Below are 16,048 nucleotides of genomic sequence, written 5' to 3'. Positions count from 1 at the left end.
GATGATTCAAAGGGCTGTCGAAGGTTCAGATGGTTTTCCGGTCCCCACCACACCCGGCCCTAAGAACGGCTTCAAGGCAGGCTCGACAAGGCAATATCGATTGCGCATCCTTTATTGAATTCAACACCGTAGGAGGCGGCCATGGGCTATGCCGAACTGATTCTTACGCTGGAACAGCTCCCGGAGGAAAAGCAGGCCGAGGTGCTCGATTTCGCCAAATTCCTGGTTCAGCAAGCCAGGAAGGAGGAGTCGGAACCGAAAACCTTGGGCGAATCGTCACTGGGTGAGTTTATCCGCAACCCCTTGTCGGTTCCCGACTTCAAACCCCTGAGCCGGGAAGAAGCCAATGCCCGATAGGGTGTTGCTGGCGTCAGAGTTCAGCCAACGCCCGCCGTTGAGCGACCGACACAGCCTGATCGTCGCGGCGGCGCTCGACGCCGGCTGCATCACGCTCTACAGCGAGGACATGCAGCACGGGCAGGCGATCGATGGGCGCCTGACGATCGCCAATCCTTTCGTCGGCAGCCCATGACCAACTTCGCCTTCCTGCAACTCGGCGAATGGCATTTCCTGTTCGAGCCGGCGAGGAAGGCGGAGGAACTGGCGAACACCGATCCTCGGGCATCCTGTTTCTACGCCCGACGTACGCTGGAGCTGGCGGTCGCCTGGCTCTACAAACATGAGCGGGCCTTGCGCCTGCCGTATCAGGACAGCCTCAGCGCGCTGATCCACGAACCGACCTTCCGGCAGACGGTGGGCGATGCGCTGTTCACCAAAGCCCGGCTGATCAAGGATCTCGGCAACATGGCGGTGCACAGCACCCGGAAGATGGTTCCGACCGAGGCCGTCAACACGACGCGGGAACTGTTCCACGTCTGCTACTGGGTCGCGCGGACCTATGGCCGCACCGCGCGCCCGGACCCCGGCCAGCGCTTTAACCCCAGTCTTCTCCCCAAGACATCACCGATCCCGCCCCAGACCCTGGCGCAACTCCAGAGGCTGGAAGCCGATCTGCAGGCCAGGGACGAGCATCTGTCCGCGGTGCTGGCCGACAAGGCGGCGCTCAACGAGGAACTCAAGACGCTTCGGGAAGAATTTGCGGCGGCGAAGAAGGCCAACACCGCCCAGCCCGACACCCACGACTATTCGGAGGCCGAGACCCGCACGCTGTTCATCGACACCCTGCTCAAGGAAGCTGGGTGGCACCTCGACCCGGCCAGGAACTTCGAGGTCGAAGTGACCGGCATGCCCAATGCCGAGAACAAGGGCTACGTCGATTACGTGCTGTGGGGAGACGACGGCAAGCCTCTGGCGCTGATCGAGGCCAAGCGCACGACCAAGAGCCCGACCGCGGGTCAGCAGCAGGCCAAGCTCTACGCCGACTGCCTCGAACAGCGGTATGGCCAGCGTCCGGTTATCTTCTATTCCAACGGATACGAGCACTGGATCTGGGACGACCAAGCCTATCCGCCGCGCCCGGTCCAGGGTTTCTACAAGAAGGCGGAACTGGAACTCCTGATCCAGCGGCGCACCAGCCGCCAGACGCTCGCCGAAGCGCCGATCAACGGCGCCATCATCGAGCGTTACTACCAGACACGCGCGGTGCGGCGGATCGGAGAATCGTTCGAGACTGACAAGCTGCGGAAGGCGCTCGTGGTGATGGCGACGGGGGCCGGCAAGACACGCACCGTCATTGCCCTGGCGGACCTGCTGATGCGCTGCAACTGGGCCAAGCGCATTCTGTTCCTGGCCGACCGCGTAGCCCTGGTCAATCAGGCCGTGAATGCGTTCAAGGCCCACCTGCCCGACTCCGCGCCGGTCAATCTGGTGAGCGACAAGACCACCGAGGGCCGGGTCTATGTGTCGACCTACCCGACCATGATGCGATTGATCGATGAGTCGTTCGACGGCCAGCGCCGGTTCGGCGTCGGCCATTTCGACCTGATCGTCATCGACGAGGCTCACCGTTCGGTCTATCAGAAATACCGTGCCATCTTCGACTACTACGACTCCCTGCTGGTCGGCCTGACGGCAACCCCCAAGGACGAGATCGACCGCAACACCTACGGCCTTTTCGACCTTGAAACCGGTGTGCCGACCGATGCCTACAGCCTCGACGAAGCGGTCGCGGACGGTCATCTGGTGCCGCCGGTCGCCATCTCCGTGCCGCTCAAGTTCCAGCGCGAAGGGATCCGGTACGACGACCTGGCGGAAGACGAGAAGGAAGCCTGGGACGCGCTCGAATGGAACGAGGACGGCACGACGCCCGACGAGGTCAATGCCGAGGCGGTGAACCGGTGGCTCTTCAATGAGGATACCGTCGACAAGGTGCTCGCCACCCTGATGACCAAGGGCCAGAAGGTGGCGGGCGGCGACCGGCTGGGCAAGACCATCGTCTTCGCGAAGAACAACGACCACGCCGACTTCATCGCCCGGCGCTTCGATGCGAACTACCCCCACTATAATGGGCACTTCGCGCGGGTGGTGACCTACAAGACCGAATACGCGCAGACCCTCATCGACGATTTCTCCAACAAGGAGAAGATGCCGCACATCGCCATTTCGGTGGATATGCTGGACACCGGCATCGACGTACCCGAGGTCGTCAATCTGGTCTTCTTCAAGATCGTCCGCTCCAAGACCAAGTTCTGGCAGATGGTCGGACGCGGCACCCGCCTGTGCCCGAACCTGTTCGGTCCGGGCGAGGACAAGCAGAGCTTTTTCATCTTCGACTTCTGCCAGAACCTCGAATTCTTCAGCCAGAACCCGGCCTTGTCGGACGGCTCAGCCGCGGAGCCGCTCGGAACCCGTTTGTTCAAGGCGCGGCTGCAGGTCATCGGCGAACTGGACACCCGGCTTGCGGGCGGCAAGACCGGAGAAGCGCCGCATCCGCCCTATGGCGACAAACTGACCGAAGGCCAGCTCCGCGCCGATACGGCAGCCCTGCTGCACGCGAAGGTCGCGGCCATGAAGGTGGACAACTTCATTGTCCGTCCCCAGCGGCAATACGTGGACAAGTTTGCCAAGGCGGAAGCCTGGCAGACTTTGGGCCCGGAGGAATTCCACGAGTTGAACACGAAGGTCGCCGGCCTTCCGACCGAACTGGAGGACGACGACGAGGAGGCGAAGCGCTTCGACCTGCTGCTGCTCCGCACTCAACTCTCCATCCTGCAAGCCCGAGCGGATTTCGCCGGCCTCAAGCAGAAGATCCTGGCGATCGCCAACGCACTGGAAGAGCAGAGCGCCATCCCCGCGATCAAGGCGGAAATGGTCCTGATCCAGGCGGTCGGCAGCGACGAATGGTGGGAGGACGTCACCGTGCCGATGTTGGAGACTGCCCGGCGCAGGCTGCGCCTACTCATCAAGCTCCTTCCTAAGGGCCAGAGGAAACTCGTCTACACCGACTTCGAGGACAAGCTGGGCGAAGAATCGACCATCGATTTACCCCAGGTAACCGCAGGGCTCAACATGGCGAAGTTCAAGGAGAAGGCCCGCGCCTTCCTCAAGGCCCACGAGTCGCACCTGTCGCTGCAACGCCTTCGTCGCAACCAGCCGCTCACCCCGACCGACCTGCGCGAACTGGAAAGGATGCTGATCGATGCGGGCGGTTCACCAGAACTGATCAGCCAGGCGACCGAGAAAAGCCATGGTTTGGGGCTCTTCATCCGCTCGCTCGTCGGCCTTGATCGCGAAGCCGCCGTGCAGGCTTTCAGCGAATTCCTGACCGGCACCACCGCGACATCCGACCAGTTCGAGTTCATCCAGCTCGTGATCGAGGAACTCACCCAGAATGGCGTGATGGAACCCAAGCGCCTGTTCGAATCGCCCTATACCGACCTGCATGTCCAGGGACCGCCGGGAATCTTCCCGCCGGCCAAGGTCACGCAACTGGTCGACGTGTTGGGCCGGATTCGCGAAACCGCCGCGGCGTAGAGTGGCGGCGCCCCGGAGGCTCCCATCCGAACTTTCGCCGCTGCTGAGTTTTCAGCGAGCATCTCCGCTGAACTGACGTCACTAGTCCGCCATGAAGGTGGGTGCATCGAACACGACTTTAGTGATCGACCTCTCCGGGCCTGATCCGTCAAGATCTGCGCTGCCGTCTGGCGCGCGCTTTTGAGAACGGACGCCGACAGGGACGACCTGACGCTCTCGCCGCGCGGCGCAGCCGATCACATTGCGAGGCATCATCCGCTGAATGATTCGGCCCCAGTCGGGAGTTGTCTCTCCCTGACTACCAACCTCACTGCCCTTAGGCCATCGAAAACCCGCGCAGCCACGGTTCGAGGTGGGCAATGTTGAACGTGCCGGTCGCGAACATGCCAATCATCTCCACGTAGACCTGCATCGGCGAGCGCTTCAGCCGCCAGCCGTTGATGCGAAGGAAGACGTCGGCAGCGGCAAAGGCAATGCGCTTGTTGCCATCCACAAAGGGATGGTTGATTGCCAGGCTCTCGATCAACGCCGCCGCCTCGGCCACAATGTCTTCGTAGTAGCCGGTCTGAGGACGGGAAAGCGCAGCCTCCAATGCACCTGGATCACGCACGCCCAGCGCGCCACCGTAGCGCTGCATCAACACCGCGTGCATGCCGAGCACATCGGCAACAGTCAAGTAATCGTGCGTCACCGCTTACTTCGCCAGTTCGCGGTAGAGGCTGTCGAACTCGTCCAGGCTGGACGCGAAGGAGTCCATCACATGACGGCGGGGGCGCTCCTTCTGCTGCCGGTCGATGTAGTCGCGCAGGGCCTCATCCAGAACCGCCTCGAACTGACGGCCCTGGGCCTCGGCGATCTGACGTAGCGCGTCCAGCACCTCGGGTGCTGCCTCGGAAGAAAACGTCTCGCGGACGGCAGTGTTCATGGCCATCTCCATCATGATTCATATTCACGGCTCACGATCATGTAGGCAAAATCCTCTTCCCCTCTGGGCGAAAGATCAACGGCCCGTCAGGGCGTGACATCCGAACGGACTTTCTTTCCGGTTCGCGCGTGGGCGACGGCTCGTTGGGTGATCTGTTGCAGGCGTTCCGCCGTATAGGTCACGCCCTCGCCGCGCTCCAACTGGTCATCGCCCACGGCCACCGCAGCGCGTAGGGCCGCCAGCCGCTCATCTTCATCACGCATGCGGCGGATGGCATCACGCACGACTTCCGAGGCATTACTGTAGTAGCCGGTGTTCACCTTACTTTGCAGGTACTGTTCCATCTCGGACGATAGATTGATGTGCATGATCGTATGCCTCTCTGCGTTATGGCCATGGAACATACACAATGTAGACATGTCGGACAAGGATCCTGTTGCCTGAAGGCTCTGTGCTGACGCCCCGGTTTGTCGCGTCGAGGGGGTTCGCGCCAGCAGTGCGAGGCAGGGCGCGGTAAACATGAGAAGGCTCGCGAACACGATGGCTGCCCGTATCCATTGCAGCGGTCAGGCCACCGCCCGAAGTCGATTGGGTACTCGACTGGATGGAGCGCGACCCCGTCTATCAAAACGACTTCGAACTGGCGTTCATCACCGGACTCCGGATCTCGGAATTGATCGCGCGGCAATGGGGCGACATTGACTGGCGGCGGCGGACAGTCACGGTCCATCGCGCCCGGGTAAGAAGGGAATCGAAGGTTACGACGACGGCCGTCATTCGCGAGGTGGAGTTACACCGCCGCGCGCTCGACGCTCTGCGGCGTCAGAAAGCCCTGAGCCTCCTGGAAAGTTGCCCCTCGCCCCTCCTCCAACTACGGGCTTTTCCGGTTCGCTCAGCCGATGCCCCGAGTCAACCCTCTCCAGCCGCTGACTCACTCAAATCGCTGATCATGCGTTAGTTCGCATCTGATCTGGGCAGCATTCCATCGTCCGCCGACCCCTTCCGGAATCGGCTCTGTTGCCGGTCGTCATCCCGAGTTCCCAAGGCGGCATCGCCCGCTCCAGATCCATCACATAGCCCAGTGCAGCGGCTGTGCCGATATCTTTCCCCAAGCCAATTGGATCCACGAGCGTCACTCACACGAGTGACCCGAAGCGAGCTACCCAAAGCGGGTGACCCAGATTTTGTGACTTGTTCGCAACCGCCCCCGAGGGTCACCCTTACCGCCAACTCACGGGGGTTGCTGGAACCAGTGCTCCCGTCCTTCCGCACTCTACCGATTAAAGGAGGGTTCCGTGGACCAGCGATTCGAAAGTGAAGTAATGCAAGACTTGATGGAAGGCAGTCCTCCCCCTTCTTCGGCCGACGAGTTCTTCGAGGAAGATAGTTTTGAAGGGGAAGGCTACGAGGAAGACTTCGGAGCAGAGGGCCTCGAAGAGGAGGCCCTGATGGAGAGCGCGGATGCCTACGATGAGGGCAACGGTTTCGAGGAAGAGGCGCAGGCCGAGGGGTACGAAGATGGCTTTGAGGAGGACGCCTACGAGGAAGATCTCATGGCCGGTGATTACGCGGAGGAGGAGGCCGATCTCGCCGCCGAGTTGGAAGATGTCGTCGCCGATGCGCTCGACGCAGAGGACAGCGATGAGTTCCTGGGACGACTGATCGGCGGCATCAGCCGCGTGGCGGGATTGGTCCGGCGGGGAGCGCGAACGGCTCGCGGTGTCGCTGGCACGGTCGGGCGTGTCGCCGGTCAGGCCGGCCGTGTTGCGCGAACGGTAGAGGGCGTTGCCGGTCGGACGCGTCGCGCGACCCGCCCCGCTGCGCCCGGTCGCCGGCCGCGCCCAATACCGGGCCAGCCCGCCGCGTTGCAGGCAATCCTGGGCCAGTTACTCCCGCTTCTGCAGCAACAGGCCGGTCAGGGGGCTGACGAACTCGAGTTGTTCGAGGACCTGGCAGACTGGTTCGAGGAAGAGGAAGCCGATGAGGCACTGCCGGTTTTGGCCGGGATCGCAGCGCGAGCGGCGGTCAGGCCGCTGATCCGTCGGACCGGTGCGCTGCTGGGCCGCACGGCCGGGCGGCAACTGGTGCGGGGAGCAGTGCAGGCGGCTCGCACGCTCGTCAGCCGGCAAGGACCGCGGGCGGTGCGTGCTTTGCCACGTATCGCACGCAGTGTCGGACGCGCGGCGGCCCGTCGGGGCCTTCGCCCGACGGTGGTACCGGTCGCGATGCGGCGCGCCGCCGCTCGTGTGGTCGCCCAGCCGGCGCTGGCCAGGCGGCTATCCCAACCAGCGGTCGTAAGCCGCCGGCCCGGGGTTCGCAGAAGGGGCATCGTGAGCAGCGGCGTTCCGCGACGCTTTACCGTCGCGGGTCCAGTGGAGCTCATCATGCGGCGGTGACTCCGTGGACGAGCCTTTTCATTCAAAAACCATGAGGACAGACCCATGAGCAGTTTTGAAGCCGACGTAATGGAAGATCTTCTCTACGACGAGGCCGAGGGTCCCGCGCGCGGACATCAGTTCGACGAGTTCTCCGAGTACGATGAATTCGGTGAGGAGGAGAGCGACGAGTTTCTGCGCAACATCATCGGTGGCATCGGGCGCGCCGTCGGCGGCCTGGCGGGCGGCGCTGATCAGTACGATGAGGCGGAGGAATGGGGCGAGTACGATGCCTATGAGGAGGCGGAAGACGCCGACGTCATGGACGCCATGGAAGAGGCTGTCGCCGACGCCCTCGGCGCCGAGGATACGGACGAATTCTTCCGGCGGCTGGCACGCGGCGTCAGCCGTGTCGCCCGGGGTGCCGTGCGAGTGGCGCGCCGGGTTGCCCCCGTCGTTGGGCGTATCGCGCGCACCGTGGCGCCCATCGCCAGCGCGATACCTCTGCCCTGGACGCAAGCCATCGGCCGCGTCGCGAACGTCGTCGGGCGCCTGATGGCAGACGAGGCGGACGAGTTCGAGGCCTTTGACGAGATGCTCGACTCGTTCGACGAAGGCGAGATCGATGCCGCGGCACCGGTGATCGCCGGGTTGACGATACGCCGCACCATGCCGGGTGTTGCGAGGTTGCCGCGGACGCAGCGGCGCCAGTTGGTCCGCAGCGTGACGCAGGCCACACGGACGGTCGCGCGTCGCCAGGGCGTGCCGGCTGCGCGCGCTGTTCCCGCGGTGGTCAGGGCAGTACAGCGAGGCGTCCGTACCCGCCGTGTTCCGCCGCGCGCCGTGCCGAGGGCAATCACCCGGGCCGCAGCACAGGTGGCGCGCAGCCCGCAGACAGTCAGGCGGCTGGCGCAGGCCACGCCACGCACGGTGGGTCGCGCGACCCGCCCCATCGGTCCCGGCCGGCGGTTCACCTTGCGCGGTCCGGTCACCATCAGCATTCAGGGACGGTAAGCGCAAACCCCAGGGCGGGAGGGACGGGACATGGCCATGCTGACGCGCACCTTTCTTCGCACCAAGATCCTGGCCTTGGCCGCGCGGGCGCGCCGGCTGTCCCGGATCGATGGCGAAGGCGTGGGTATTCGTCCGCAGGACCGGCCCTACGCCCCTACGCCCGCCCATTTCCGCGCCGCCAACCAGCGGCTGGCGGCGATTGACCAGAAAATCGCGGGACGTTTGGCCCGGGTGGAACAGTGTTGGCAGACCGCGCCGGTGCAGCGTGTACTGATCGACATTGCTCTGGTCGAACGGGAAATCGACCGGGCGCGCCGGACCTTCGGCTTGTTTTTCGAGATCTTCAGCCAGCGCGGGTCGATGTTCGCACCGACCCTGGCGGCCTATGACGTCATCGCCGAGGATTGCTACAGGGCGGTGCGTCAGGCCGCGCCGGCGGTTTTTCGGGGTCCGCTGATCAAACCCCTGTGCTACATGGAGCACGGCTTTTCGCCGGCGACGATGCGGCGGGGTGTGCTGCTCAGCCGTCTGTTGGGCGAACCCAATCCCTTCCCCATCGTGCGGATCCCGTGGGACCGCGACAACCCCTGGCAGCCGGTGATGCTGCACGAGGTGTCGCACAACCTGCAGGCCGACCTCGGCATCTGGCAGGAGAACCGGCAGGCCGTGATCCGGCGGATCCTGCGCGCCAGCGGGGATCCCGCGCTGACGCGAATCTACGGGCTGTGGCACAAGGAAATCTTCGCCGATCTCGCTGCCATCCTGCTGGGTGGCCCGGCTGCGGCGTGGGGCATGGCGATCTTTCTGGCCCACCCGGCCTCGCGCACGATGACGTATCGCCCGGGGGGCGCTCATCCTACGGCCTATCTCCGCATCCATATCCTGGTGGAGATGCTGGGCCGGCTGGGTTTCGATCAAAGCGCGTATCGGCTGCGGAGAGTGTGGGAAGACCTATACAACCCCCGGGGCTTCAACCGCCTCCCCGTTCGCCTGCTGGCGACATCGAGCCGCATCATCCCGGAGGTGGTCGACGAGATCGCCTTCCAGACGCGCCGCAATCTCGCGCAGCGGGCATTGGCCGACATCATCCCCTTCGGGCCTGCGGATGAACGCCGGATTCGGATCGGGGCCGAAACCCTGCAGAGAGGTGGCGTGCCGGACGACCTGCCGCCACGCCATCTGGTCAGTGCCGCGGGCTATGCCCTGGCCAGTGGCCGAGTCGCGCCGCGGGCGGTGGCCAACCGCGTCATTAACCTGTTGAACGACATGCGCGCCAGCGCCACGGAGACACCGCGTGACCGGGTTCTATCCCATGCGGCATGACATGAGTAATTCGAATAACCAGCCGAGGTGAACGACATGGCATCTCCATCCAGCAATCCGTTTTACGGCAGCGCTGCCGGAAACACCCCGGCGAATAGCGGGTATCAGCGTTTGGCGTTGGACAACCTGCTGCGGCGTGAACTCCGCGTCAGTGATCCCAACGATCCTCATCAGATCGCAAACGCCTTGCTCGACCGGTTCAAGGAAAGTCCGCGTGCTCAGGCGATTGGCCAGGAGGCTCGCGGACTTCCCTTCCTGCAGGCACTGCCGGCGGCTGTTTCGGCGATGCCCGCAGGAAACTCATCGGACGTGGAGTTGCAACAAGCGAAGGACGATGTCGAGCGCGACCTGCAGGAATTGCTCACCAATTCGCTGTTGAAAGATGTAACGCCCGAGATTCACGGCTGGGCGCAGGCCATTCGATCGGCTATCCAGGAAGGAACCATGGCCGCGCGTTTCGCTCTGGATCCCAGGCAAAGAGACAAGTCCTTCGCGATCCGCCGCCAACTGAGTGACTACGCTCGCATGGCACGACTAGTGGGTACGCTTACGCCGGCCACCAGCATGATCTATCGGAAGTTTGCTCAGAGTCTGGACGAAGTCGGTGCCGTCATTCTTGTGCTGATGGGGGAAAGCCTTTCCAACGTGGGCTTCAACGGAGGCAGATTTCTGCTCCAGGTACCGTTTGCCGAGTTGGAGGTCCGTCGGGATACCGTGATCTATTCGCTGCGAAATCTGATCGGTGCGACGCAGGAAGCCTACGGCCCCAATGACTGGCCGCGTGGACTCGACGGCTATCGTCTGCTGTTTCGCGAACTGGAGAATCAGGGCTACGGCGATCTGCGAGCCTTGCTGCAGGAAAATGAACTGTCGCGGATTATGGACGAACTCATCGAGCGTGCCGACCACGGGCGCGTCCAGGGCTTACGTGCGCTGGGTTCAACAGCGCGGATTGATATCGAACGATTCCGCCGCCTGGTAGTAATTGGCCAACAATTGGCTGTGGACGAACAGAATCAGCCCGCGCCGTGGTCGCCGCCGTTGACGGCTTTTCTGGAGTCCTTACTCCTCTTCTCGGACTCTTTCGACAGTTCAGGTGGGTTCCGACTGGTTCGCGTCGCGCGGCCTCCTGTCCTGTACTACGGCTTGTTCGGCAATCGTGTTGCCGACGCTGGTGAGGACAGGCTGATGGCGCTGATCGTGGAACGCAACCGCTTGGCTGAAGGCCTCGACTGCTGGGCAGATTGCGAGTGCGGGCCGGATGCGGTCATCTGCCAGGTGATTCTGGACAAGTTGCTTTACGACACCGACCGCGCAGTGGATCTGTACTGCAATGGTCAGCAATCGTTCGGCTTACCGGAACAGCGTGCATCCGCCTACGGTCTGCTGGTTGACGTTTTCGCCAATCCCAGACCAGGCGAACTGGGGCCGCGGTTCGAGGCTTGCTCGGCTCGTCAAGACTCCAGCCTCGCACAGCGCGTGCGAGAAAGTCTGAATGCCATTTCCGGCAACTTAGGCTTGCGTCCTGCTGAGTTTCAGACTGAATTCGATCATCCGCAGCGGAGAGCGGCCTTTCAAGCGTTGTTGCACCAGGAACTCTGCCTGCAGCGTCAAAGGGAAGATCAATCGCGTGCCATGCTCGAAACCCTGGCCCCCAATTGCCACAGTTTCGACACGATCTTCAACGCCGTTTTCGCCGTGATTGATCGGGCTGTCGGTCGCCTGAACGCCGTGCCGCAACGGGCTTGCCCGGCGCCCGACATCTTGCTGCCACCTCACCCCGACGTGAGCTTGGGGCGCTCGTCGCTGACTTGAAGCGAACGACCACTCACCAGTTGGAGGACATCAACATGCTACGAGTAGTCACGACCCATGTCGGCGTCACCGACCAGAGGACCAAAGCCATCACAGCGGAAATTGCCGCGCTACAGAAGGCGCTGGAGCGGTTTGCGGACGTGATTGCTGATACGACGTCGAAGCAGATCAACCCGCTTTTCGACCTGTCTCAGGGGCTCCGCAACGCGGTCGACAGTCAGGCGAGGGAACTCGCCAAAGCTTTCCAGCGCATTGCATCGCTAGAGGCTCGACAAGCAACGGAGTCCATCCCGTTGTCGGCAGGTCAGGTCAAGGAGCCAGCCCTCCAGGCGATTCGCGTACTGGCTCAGGTACAGGACATAGTGACCGACAAGGACTTTAAGCTGAAGGAAAACAACGAAACCCTGACAAAGAAGATCTCCATCAGTTCCCCGTACAGGGAAAGCCTCGAGAGGATTTCGGATGCCGCTTTACAGGCAGAGTATAAGGGCGCCTTTGCACCGTTTTTGAAGGGTGATCATGAGGAACGGAGTGAGCGGTTCGTGATGATTCAGAAACTCAACAGCCGCCTCATTCAATTCTTCGCAGATCAATCCGCCTAGGTGGGCTGTAGCGAACATCCTAATGAATCCTCTTGCCGAAGGAGCTTGAGCCATGAGCTTCAATACCACAGAAACTATTCAAAGACTCTGGGAGCAGTTCCTCCGAGAGCAACTTGCGTCTCTTCCTCCCGAGGAACGCCAACAATATGAGCAACAATTCGAGGACCGCTTTGGCGACCTGTTGAAAAAGGCCGCGAACGCCGATGGACGGGACGCATTCCTCGACCTGATCGGCTTCGGCGGCAAAGGGCCGGTCGAATTTGGTGAGATGTCTTATCCGTACATCCAGCCCGATTTCGACGACTCGGTCGTTCCGAGCCAACTGCACGCCGCCGCCGAGCTGTATTACATCTACCAGCACGAACGGATGAAACTGTTCCAGGTGGTCGATGTACTGCTGCGGCTGTTCCATCTCGGCAAGATGCGCATCCAGCGCGGCCCCGGCGCCCGTGGCCTGTACCTGCTGGAGAAATGGAAGCCCCTGCGCTACACACTACGCGACCGCATGATGGCCTACCGCCGTGCATTCAATTACGGCACGGCACAGGCGCCGGCCGGTGCGGTGGTCAACCGGAACTTCCACCGGCAACTGGTGGGGTTCATGGTGGCCTTGTCGCAATACTTCCGCGACCTGTTGATCGGCGAAGTGATCCGTGGCGGGCAACTGATCGAGCAGCGTCCGTTTGGCTCAGTTGCCACGGTGCAACGTATCGGGCTGGACCTCCGCTACGCGCTGGACCGTTCCACCTATGGCAACGTTTTCTCGCTGACGATGGAAACCGGGCACTACCTGAAATCGGTATTGCAGCTGTTGGACGCACCCGACATCAAGAAGGCCTTCGACGCAAACACCAAATGGGATGTCGTCGAAATCGTCTCTCAGCGTTACCTGGGCGGCATCGCCGAACCCTCGCAGCGTGCAAAGATGGCGGAGAGCGGGCGGCGCATCCTGCAGTTCATCGCCGACAACGACTTCAAGACCGCGATCGATCCTATCCTGTTCCAGTCGACCATACGACCGATGGGCGCCCACGCCGAAGCCTGGGTGGCAGCTTACCGGATGACGCCCGAAGGGCGGGGCTTTGTCGGCACCACACCCGCGTTGCGAAGCGTGCTGGGAATGCCGCCGACGGCGGCGCGGGCTGCGGCGGTCTGACGAGCCGGGCAACGCTGGCGACGAAATGCATCTTTGCATGACTTGAGGTGCTCCGGCATGTACCAGAAATTCGACGCCGCCGTCAGCGAGATGCTCCATGACGAATTGGATAGATTGGCACGCGGCAGTAATGGCAATTCGCCGTTCCAGCCCGTGTGCCGGCGTTGCCGGGTACAACCCTGCGAATGTGGAGCGTCTGGAACACGCTCACGACATCGCGTGCGAGGAAATCCCAGCGACTTTTCTGAACTCGGCAAGCTCGACACATTCGAAGAGATGGAAGCGCACGATGCGGCAGCGGACCCGAACTTGGCTGACGGCATGGACGCGGCCGATGTCGAACTCGATGATGATGCGGATACGGCCGCGCGCAGCCCCCTCCGGCGCAATGTCCGGCGCGGCGGTGTGGCCGAGCGTCGCCTCGAACGGGTGTTCCGCCGTCATGGTTACACGCTGGAGCGGCAGGTGCCGGTGGTGTTTCTCGACCCGCGTGGAACGCCACGCGCTGGCTCGGTCGACGTGGTACCCGTTTCGCGCCCCGGCGGGCGTCCCGCCCCTGCTGCGTTCGAGAGCAAACATATCGATTTGTCCCGTTACCGGCTGCCAAGCGGTGGGCTTGACGCGACCCGTCTGCGGGCCACGGTCAGCCAGCATGTCGCCCAGGCCCTGAACTATCAGCAGGGCTTGGCTGCACTGAGCGCGATGCGTGGTGCACGCGGACTGCCGGCGCTGCCGCAACGCGTCCGGCTGATCTACCAGGTACCCCAGGCTACATCGCGCACCGACGCGGCTCAGTTTCAGCGTCTCGCCGTGGCGGTCGCGCGTCCGCGGGGCGTCGCCGTCACGGTGTTCATGCCGGGAAGCCCGGCGTCGCGAGCATTCGAGGAGTGACGGGCGCCCAGCCCGCGGTCAGCTTTCATCGGAGGCAGCGTAAACAACATGAACGCGGTGTTGCCCGAGCTTTCCGTCAACATCAGCCAAAAGCGCTGGTCCTGCGTGCTCGACCCAACCCTGGCGCTGTCCAGCTTCGGGCTGCCGCTGGCCACGCGCTTGGGCCGGGTAATGGACCTGTGGGTCGCGCGCGAACTGTGGCATATCCTCGACAACACCCATTTCTATCTGCAGGAGCCGGCCGGTCTGCTGCACACGGCCGACGATGAGGGCGCCCCAACGCCTGAACGCTCGCGAATCGTCGTGGAAGCGCTGCGTGAATGGGAAAGAATCCGCCTCGAAAACGATCCCGGCCGGCAGCACTGCTATTGGATCGGCGACGGACCGATGGAGTCATTTCTGCCCGATGGCCTGGAACCGGAGCTGGTGTGGCGCTACGAGGCGATATGCGCCGACCTCGACCGGCTCTTGCCGGACAAGGCGGTGCTACCGTCCGCTTACCGCGACGTGGTGGCTTTGGCAGCAACCTTGCCATCAGCATTCGTGCTGACGCATCTGCCAGCCACCGGCGAGACTGGTGAGCCGGGTGGCCGTGTCGGTTCAAAGCGTGTCCCGGACATTTGCCAGGTGTTCGAGCAGTGGACGGCAGTGCACGGTGATCGGCCCAGACAGCGGTGTATCGAAGTAGCCGAGCATGACCCCTGGAGGCGGGAAGAAACCGATCTGCTCCGTAGGGCCATGCTTCACGCCGGGTTGGGGAAATGGGTCTGGTCGGGCTTGCGCCTCGCCGTCTTGCACATCGCGGCACCGGCCGCTGCGATAGCCGCGGGGAGCCGACGGAGTGAATTCGGCTTCATGGGCGACGATCTCGGGGAGTTCGATTCCGAAACCCTGCCTGTTGCCGACTATTGGCGGGATGCACAGGCATTCTGGTATCCGTTGTGAACGCTCGAACCACCCCGACACTTTCACCGAGGAACGGACGATGAACCGACGCGGCCGCCGCTCGCGGACGGGACCACGGCTCAACGGCGAGGATCTGGTAATGGTCGCGGTCCAGGGCCAGATCGCTCATCCGGTCGGCGCGGCCAATCCGTACCGAATCGGAAACGATGGTGTGCCCCGGGTATTACCGGCCACCGGTGGTATCGTGTTGAATCACCGCATCGGCGATCGCTGTGTCGGTTTGGCTGGCGACCATATCGAACCGGGTGTCTCGCTGCACAATAACCAGCGGGAGGTCGTTGGCGCCCGAAATGGCCCCAATCGTGCGCTGATGACTTACGCCTGTGTGGGCAACGCCGCCCGCGTCGTGACCGGTCCCTGCACGGGCCAGATCGGCCTCGTTACCGGCAAGCACGGCGGCATAGACCATGTCATCGTGGACTTCCCGACATCCGTGCTGCAGCGCCTCAATATCGGCGACCGGGTTCAAATCTACAGTTGCGGCCTCGGTCTCGAACTGCGCGACTACCCCGAAATAGCAGTGTTCAACAGTGCGCCACGGCTTTTACTACGCTGGGGCATTGCGGAGCGCGACGGAGCCCTCGAAGTACCCGTCACCCATCGCTTCCCGGCGGGCATCATGGGCTCAGGCTTGGGGAAGAACACTGTCTGGCGAGGTGACTACGACATCCAGCTTTTCGATCCGCAGACCCGGCAGCGTTACCGCCTGGAAACACTGCGCTTCGGCGATCTGGTCGCCATCGCCGACGCCGACACCCGTTTCGGGCCAAGTGCAAGACTAGGCCACACCACCGTGGGTGTCATCGTCCATGGCGACAGTACGGTAAGCGGTCACGGCCCGGGCCTGACACCTTTACTGACAGGACCGACTTCCCTAATACGGGTGACTCATGACGCCGAGGCCAATTTAGCGTCGATCTTTGGGATCCGAGCAGCGCGGCCGCCTCGACGGTTCCCAACGCTGATAGAAAAGCAGCTTAGGCCCGGACGGCTCGAGGTACGGCGCCTCCCCACGCTTGGGGCTCCCCGTGAACTCTAGAGGTAGCCA

Annotated in this window: 16 protein-coding genes; 13 read left to right on the top strand and 3 right to left on the bottom strand. The window is 62.9% G+C overall.

The window, feature by feature from the left end; genetic code table 11:
* The first annotated feature begins 141 nt into the window (after positions 1 to 141).
* The 3 genes from BWR02_RS13445 to BWR02_RS13435 are packed head-to-tail and all read left to right on the top strand — an operon-like array spanning position 142 to position 3,933.
* Positions 142 to 357 (top strand): DUF2281 domain-containing protein, encoded by a 216-nt coding sequence (locus BWR02_RS13445; RefSeq protein ID WP_139558347.1) that lies wholly within the window; start codon positions 142 to 144, stop codon positions 355 to 357.
* The gene (locus tag BWR02_RS13440) at positions 347 to 532 is read left to right on the top strand and encodes a PIN domain-containing protein (RefSeq protein WP_153232350.1); all 186 of its coding nucleotides are present in this window, start codon (positions 347 to 349) and stop codon (positions 530 to 532) included. The genes BWR02_RS13445 and BWR02_RS13440 overlap by 11 nt, the downstream gene beginning before the upstream one ends.
* Positions 529 to 3,933: a DEAD/DEAH box helicase family protein gene (locus tag BWR02_RS13435; RefSeq protein ID WP_139558345.1), complete on the top strand. Its 3,405-nt coding sequence runs from the start codon at positions 529 to 531 to the stop codon at positions 3,931 to 3,933. The genes BWR02_RS13440 and BWR02_RS13435 overlap by 4 nt, the downstream gene beginning before the upstream one ends.
* A gap of 316 nt (positions 3,934 to 4,249) precedes the next feature.
* Here BWR02_RS13435 and BWR02_RS13430 read toward each other — a convergent pair whose 3' ends face one another.
* From BWR02_RS13430 to BWR02_RS20915, 3 genes are all read right to left on the bottom strand, one after another.
* On the bottom strand, positions 4,250 to 4,624 hold the full coding sequence (locus BWR02_RS13430) for a type II toxin-antitoxin system death-on-curing family toxin (RefSeq protein ID WP_139558343.1): 375 nt from the start codon (positions 4,622 to 4,624) through the stop codon (positions 4,250 to 4,252).
* 3 nt (positions 4,625 to 4,627) lie between these two features.
* The gene (locus BWR02_RS13425; protein WP_139558341.1) at positions 4,628 to 4,858 is read right to left on the bottom strand and encodes a hypothetical protein; all 231 of its coding nucleotides are present in this window, start codon (positions 4,856 to 4,858) and stop codon (positions 4,628 to 4,630) included.
* An 86-nt stretch (positions 4,859 to 4,944) separates the two neighbouring features.
* Positions 4,945 to 5,226 carry a type II toxin-antitoxin system ParD family antitoxin gene (locus tag BWR02_RS20915; protein WP_162560145.1) on the bottom strand — a complete coding sequence of 94 codons (282 nt, stop codon included), beginning with the start codon at positions 5,224 to 5,226 and terminating at the stop codon, positions 4,945 to 4,947.
* 236 nt (positions 5,227 to 5,462) lie between these two features.
* Between BWR02_RS20915 and BWR02_RS21680 the strand changes: the two genes are divergently transcribed.
* From BWR02_RS21680 to BWR02_RS13370, 10 genes are all read left to right on the top strand, one after another.
* On the top strand, positions 5,463 to 5,816 hold the full coding sequence (locus BWR02_RS21680; protein WP_139558338.1) for a tyrosine-type recombinase/integrase: 354 nt from the start codon (positions 5,463 to 5,465) through the stop codon (positions 5,814 to 5,816).
* 364 nt (positions 5,817 to 6,180) lie between these two features.
* The gene (locus BWR02_RS13410) at positions 6,181 to 7,254 is read left to right on the top strand and encodes an RPC7 family DNA-directed RNA polymerase III subunit (RefSeq protein WP_139558337.1); all 1,074 of its coding nucleotides are present in this window, start codon (positions 6,181 to 6,183) and stop codon (positions 7,252 to 7,254) included.
* A gap of 45 nt (positions 7,255 to 7,299) precedes the next feature.
* Positions 7,300 to 8,247, top strand: coding sequence for a serine/threonine-protein kinase (locus tag BWR02_RS13405; RefSeq protein WP_139558335.1), 948 nt, complete (start codon positions 7,300 to 7,302; stop codon positions 8,245 to 8,247).
* 30 nt (positions 8,248 to 8,277) lie between these two features.
* On the top strand, positions 8,278 to 9,570 hold the full coding sequence (locus tag BWR02_RS13400; protein WP_201276265.1) for a hypothetical protein: 1,293 nt from the start codon (positions 8,278 to 8,280) through the stop codon (positions 9,568 to 9,570).
* Between the two features lie 36 nt (positions 9,571 to 9,606).
* On the top strand, positions 9,607 to 11,385 hold the full coding sequence (locus BWR02_RS13395) for a hypothetical protein (RefSeq protein ID WP_139558334.1): 1,779 nt from the start codon (positions 9,607 to 9,609) through the stop codon (positions 11,383 to 11,385).
* A gap of 35 nt (positions 11,386 to 11,420) precedes the next feature.
* The gene (locus tag BWR02_RS13390; RefSeq protein WP_139558332.1) at positions 11,421 to 11,987 is read left to right on the top strand and encodes a hypothetical protein; all 567 of its coding nucleotides are present in this window, start codon (positions 11,421 to 11,423) and stop codon (positions 11,985 to 11,987) included.
* A gap of 52 nt (positions 11,988 to 12,039) precedes the next feature.
* Positions 12,040 to 13,143 (top strand): hypothetical protein, encoded by a 1,104-nt coding sequence (locus BWR02_RS13385; RefSeq protein WP_139558330.1) that lies wholly within the window; start codon positions 12,040 to 12,042, stop codon positions 13,141 to 13,143.
* A 219-nt stretch (positions 13,144 to 13,362) separates the two neighbouring features.
* Positions 13,363 to 14,034 (top strand): hypothetical protein, encoded by a 672-nt coding sequence (locus BWR02_RS13380; protein ID WP_139558328.1) that lies wholly within the window; start codon positions 13,363 to 13,365, stop codon positions 14,032 to 14,034.
* Positions 14,035 to 14,082: 48 nt separating this feature from the next.
* Positions 14,083 to 14,979 carry a hypothetical protein gene (locus tag BWR02_RS13375; RefSeq protein ID WP_139558326.1) on the top strand — a complete coding sequence of 299 codons (897 nt, stop codon included), beginning with the start codon at positions 14,083 to 14,085 and terminating at the stop codon, positions 14,977 to 14,979.
* 40 nt (positions 14,980 to 15,019) lie between these two features.
* Positions 15,020 to 16,039 carry a DUF4438 domain-containing protein gene (locus tag BWR02_RS13370; RefSeq protein WP_201276264.1) on the top strand — a complete coding sequence of 340 codons (1,020 nt, stop codon included), beginning with the start codon at positions 15,020 to 15,022 and terminating at the stop codon, positions 16,037 to 16,039.
* Positions 16,040 to 16,048: the final 9 nt, after the last annotated feature.

This window comes from Methylotetracoccus oryzae, assembly GCF_006175985.1.
Lineage (GTDB): Bacteria > Pseudomonadota > Gammaproteobacteria > Methylococcales > Methylococcaceae > Methylotetracoccus > Methylotetracoccus oryzae.
Note: the sequence above shows the minus strand (reverse complement) of the source record. Positions and strands in the feature narration are given on the sequence as shown.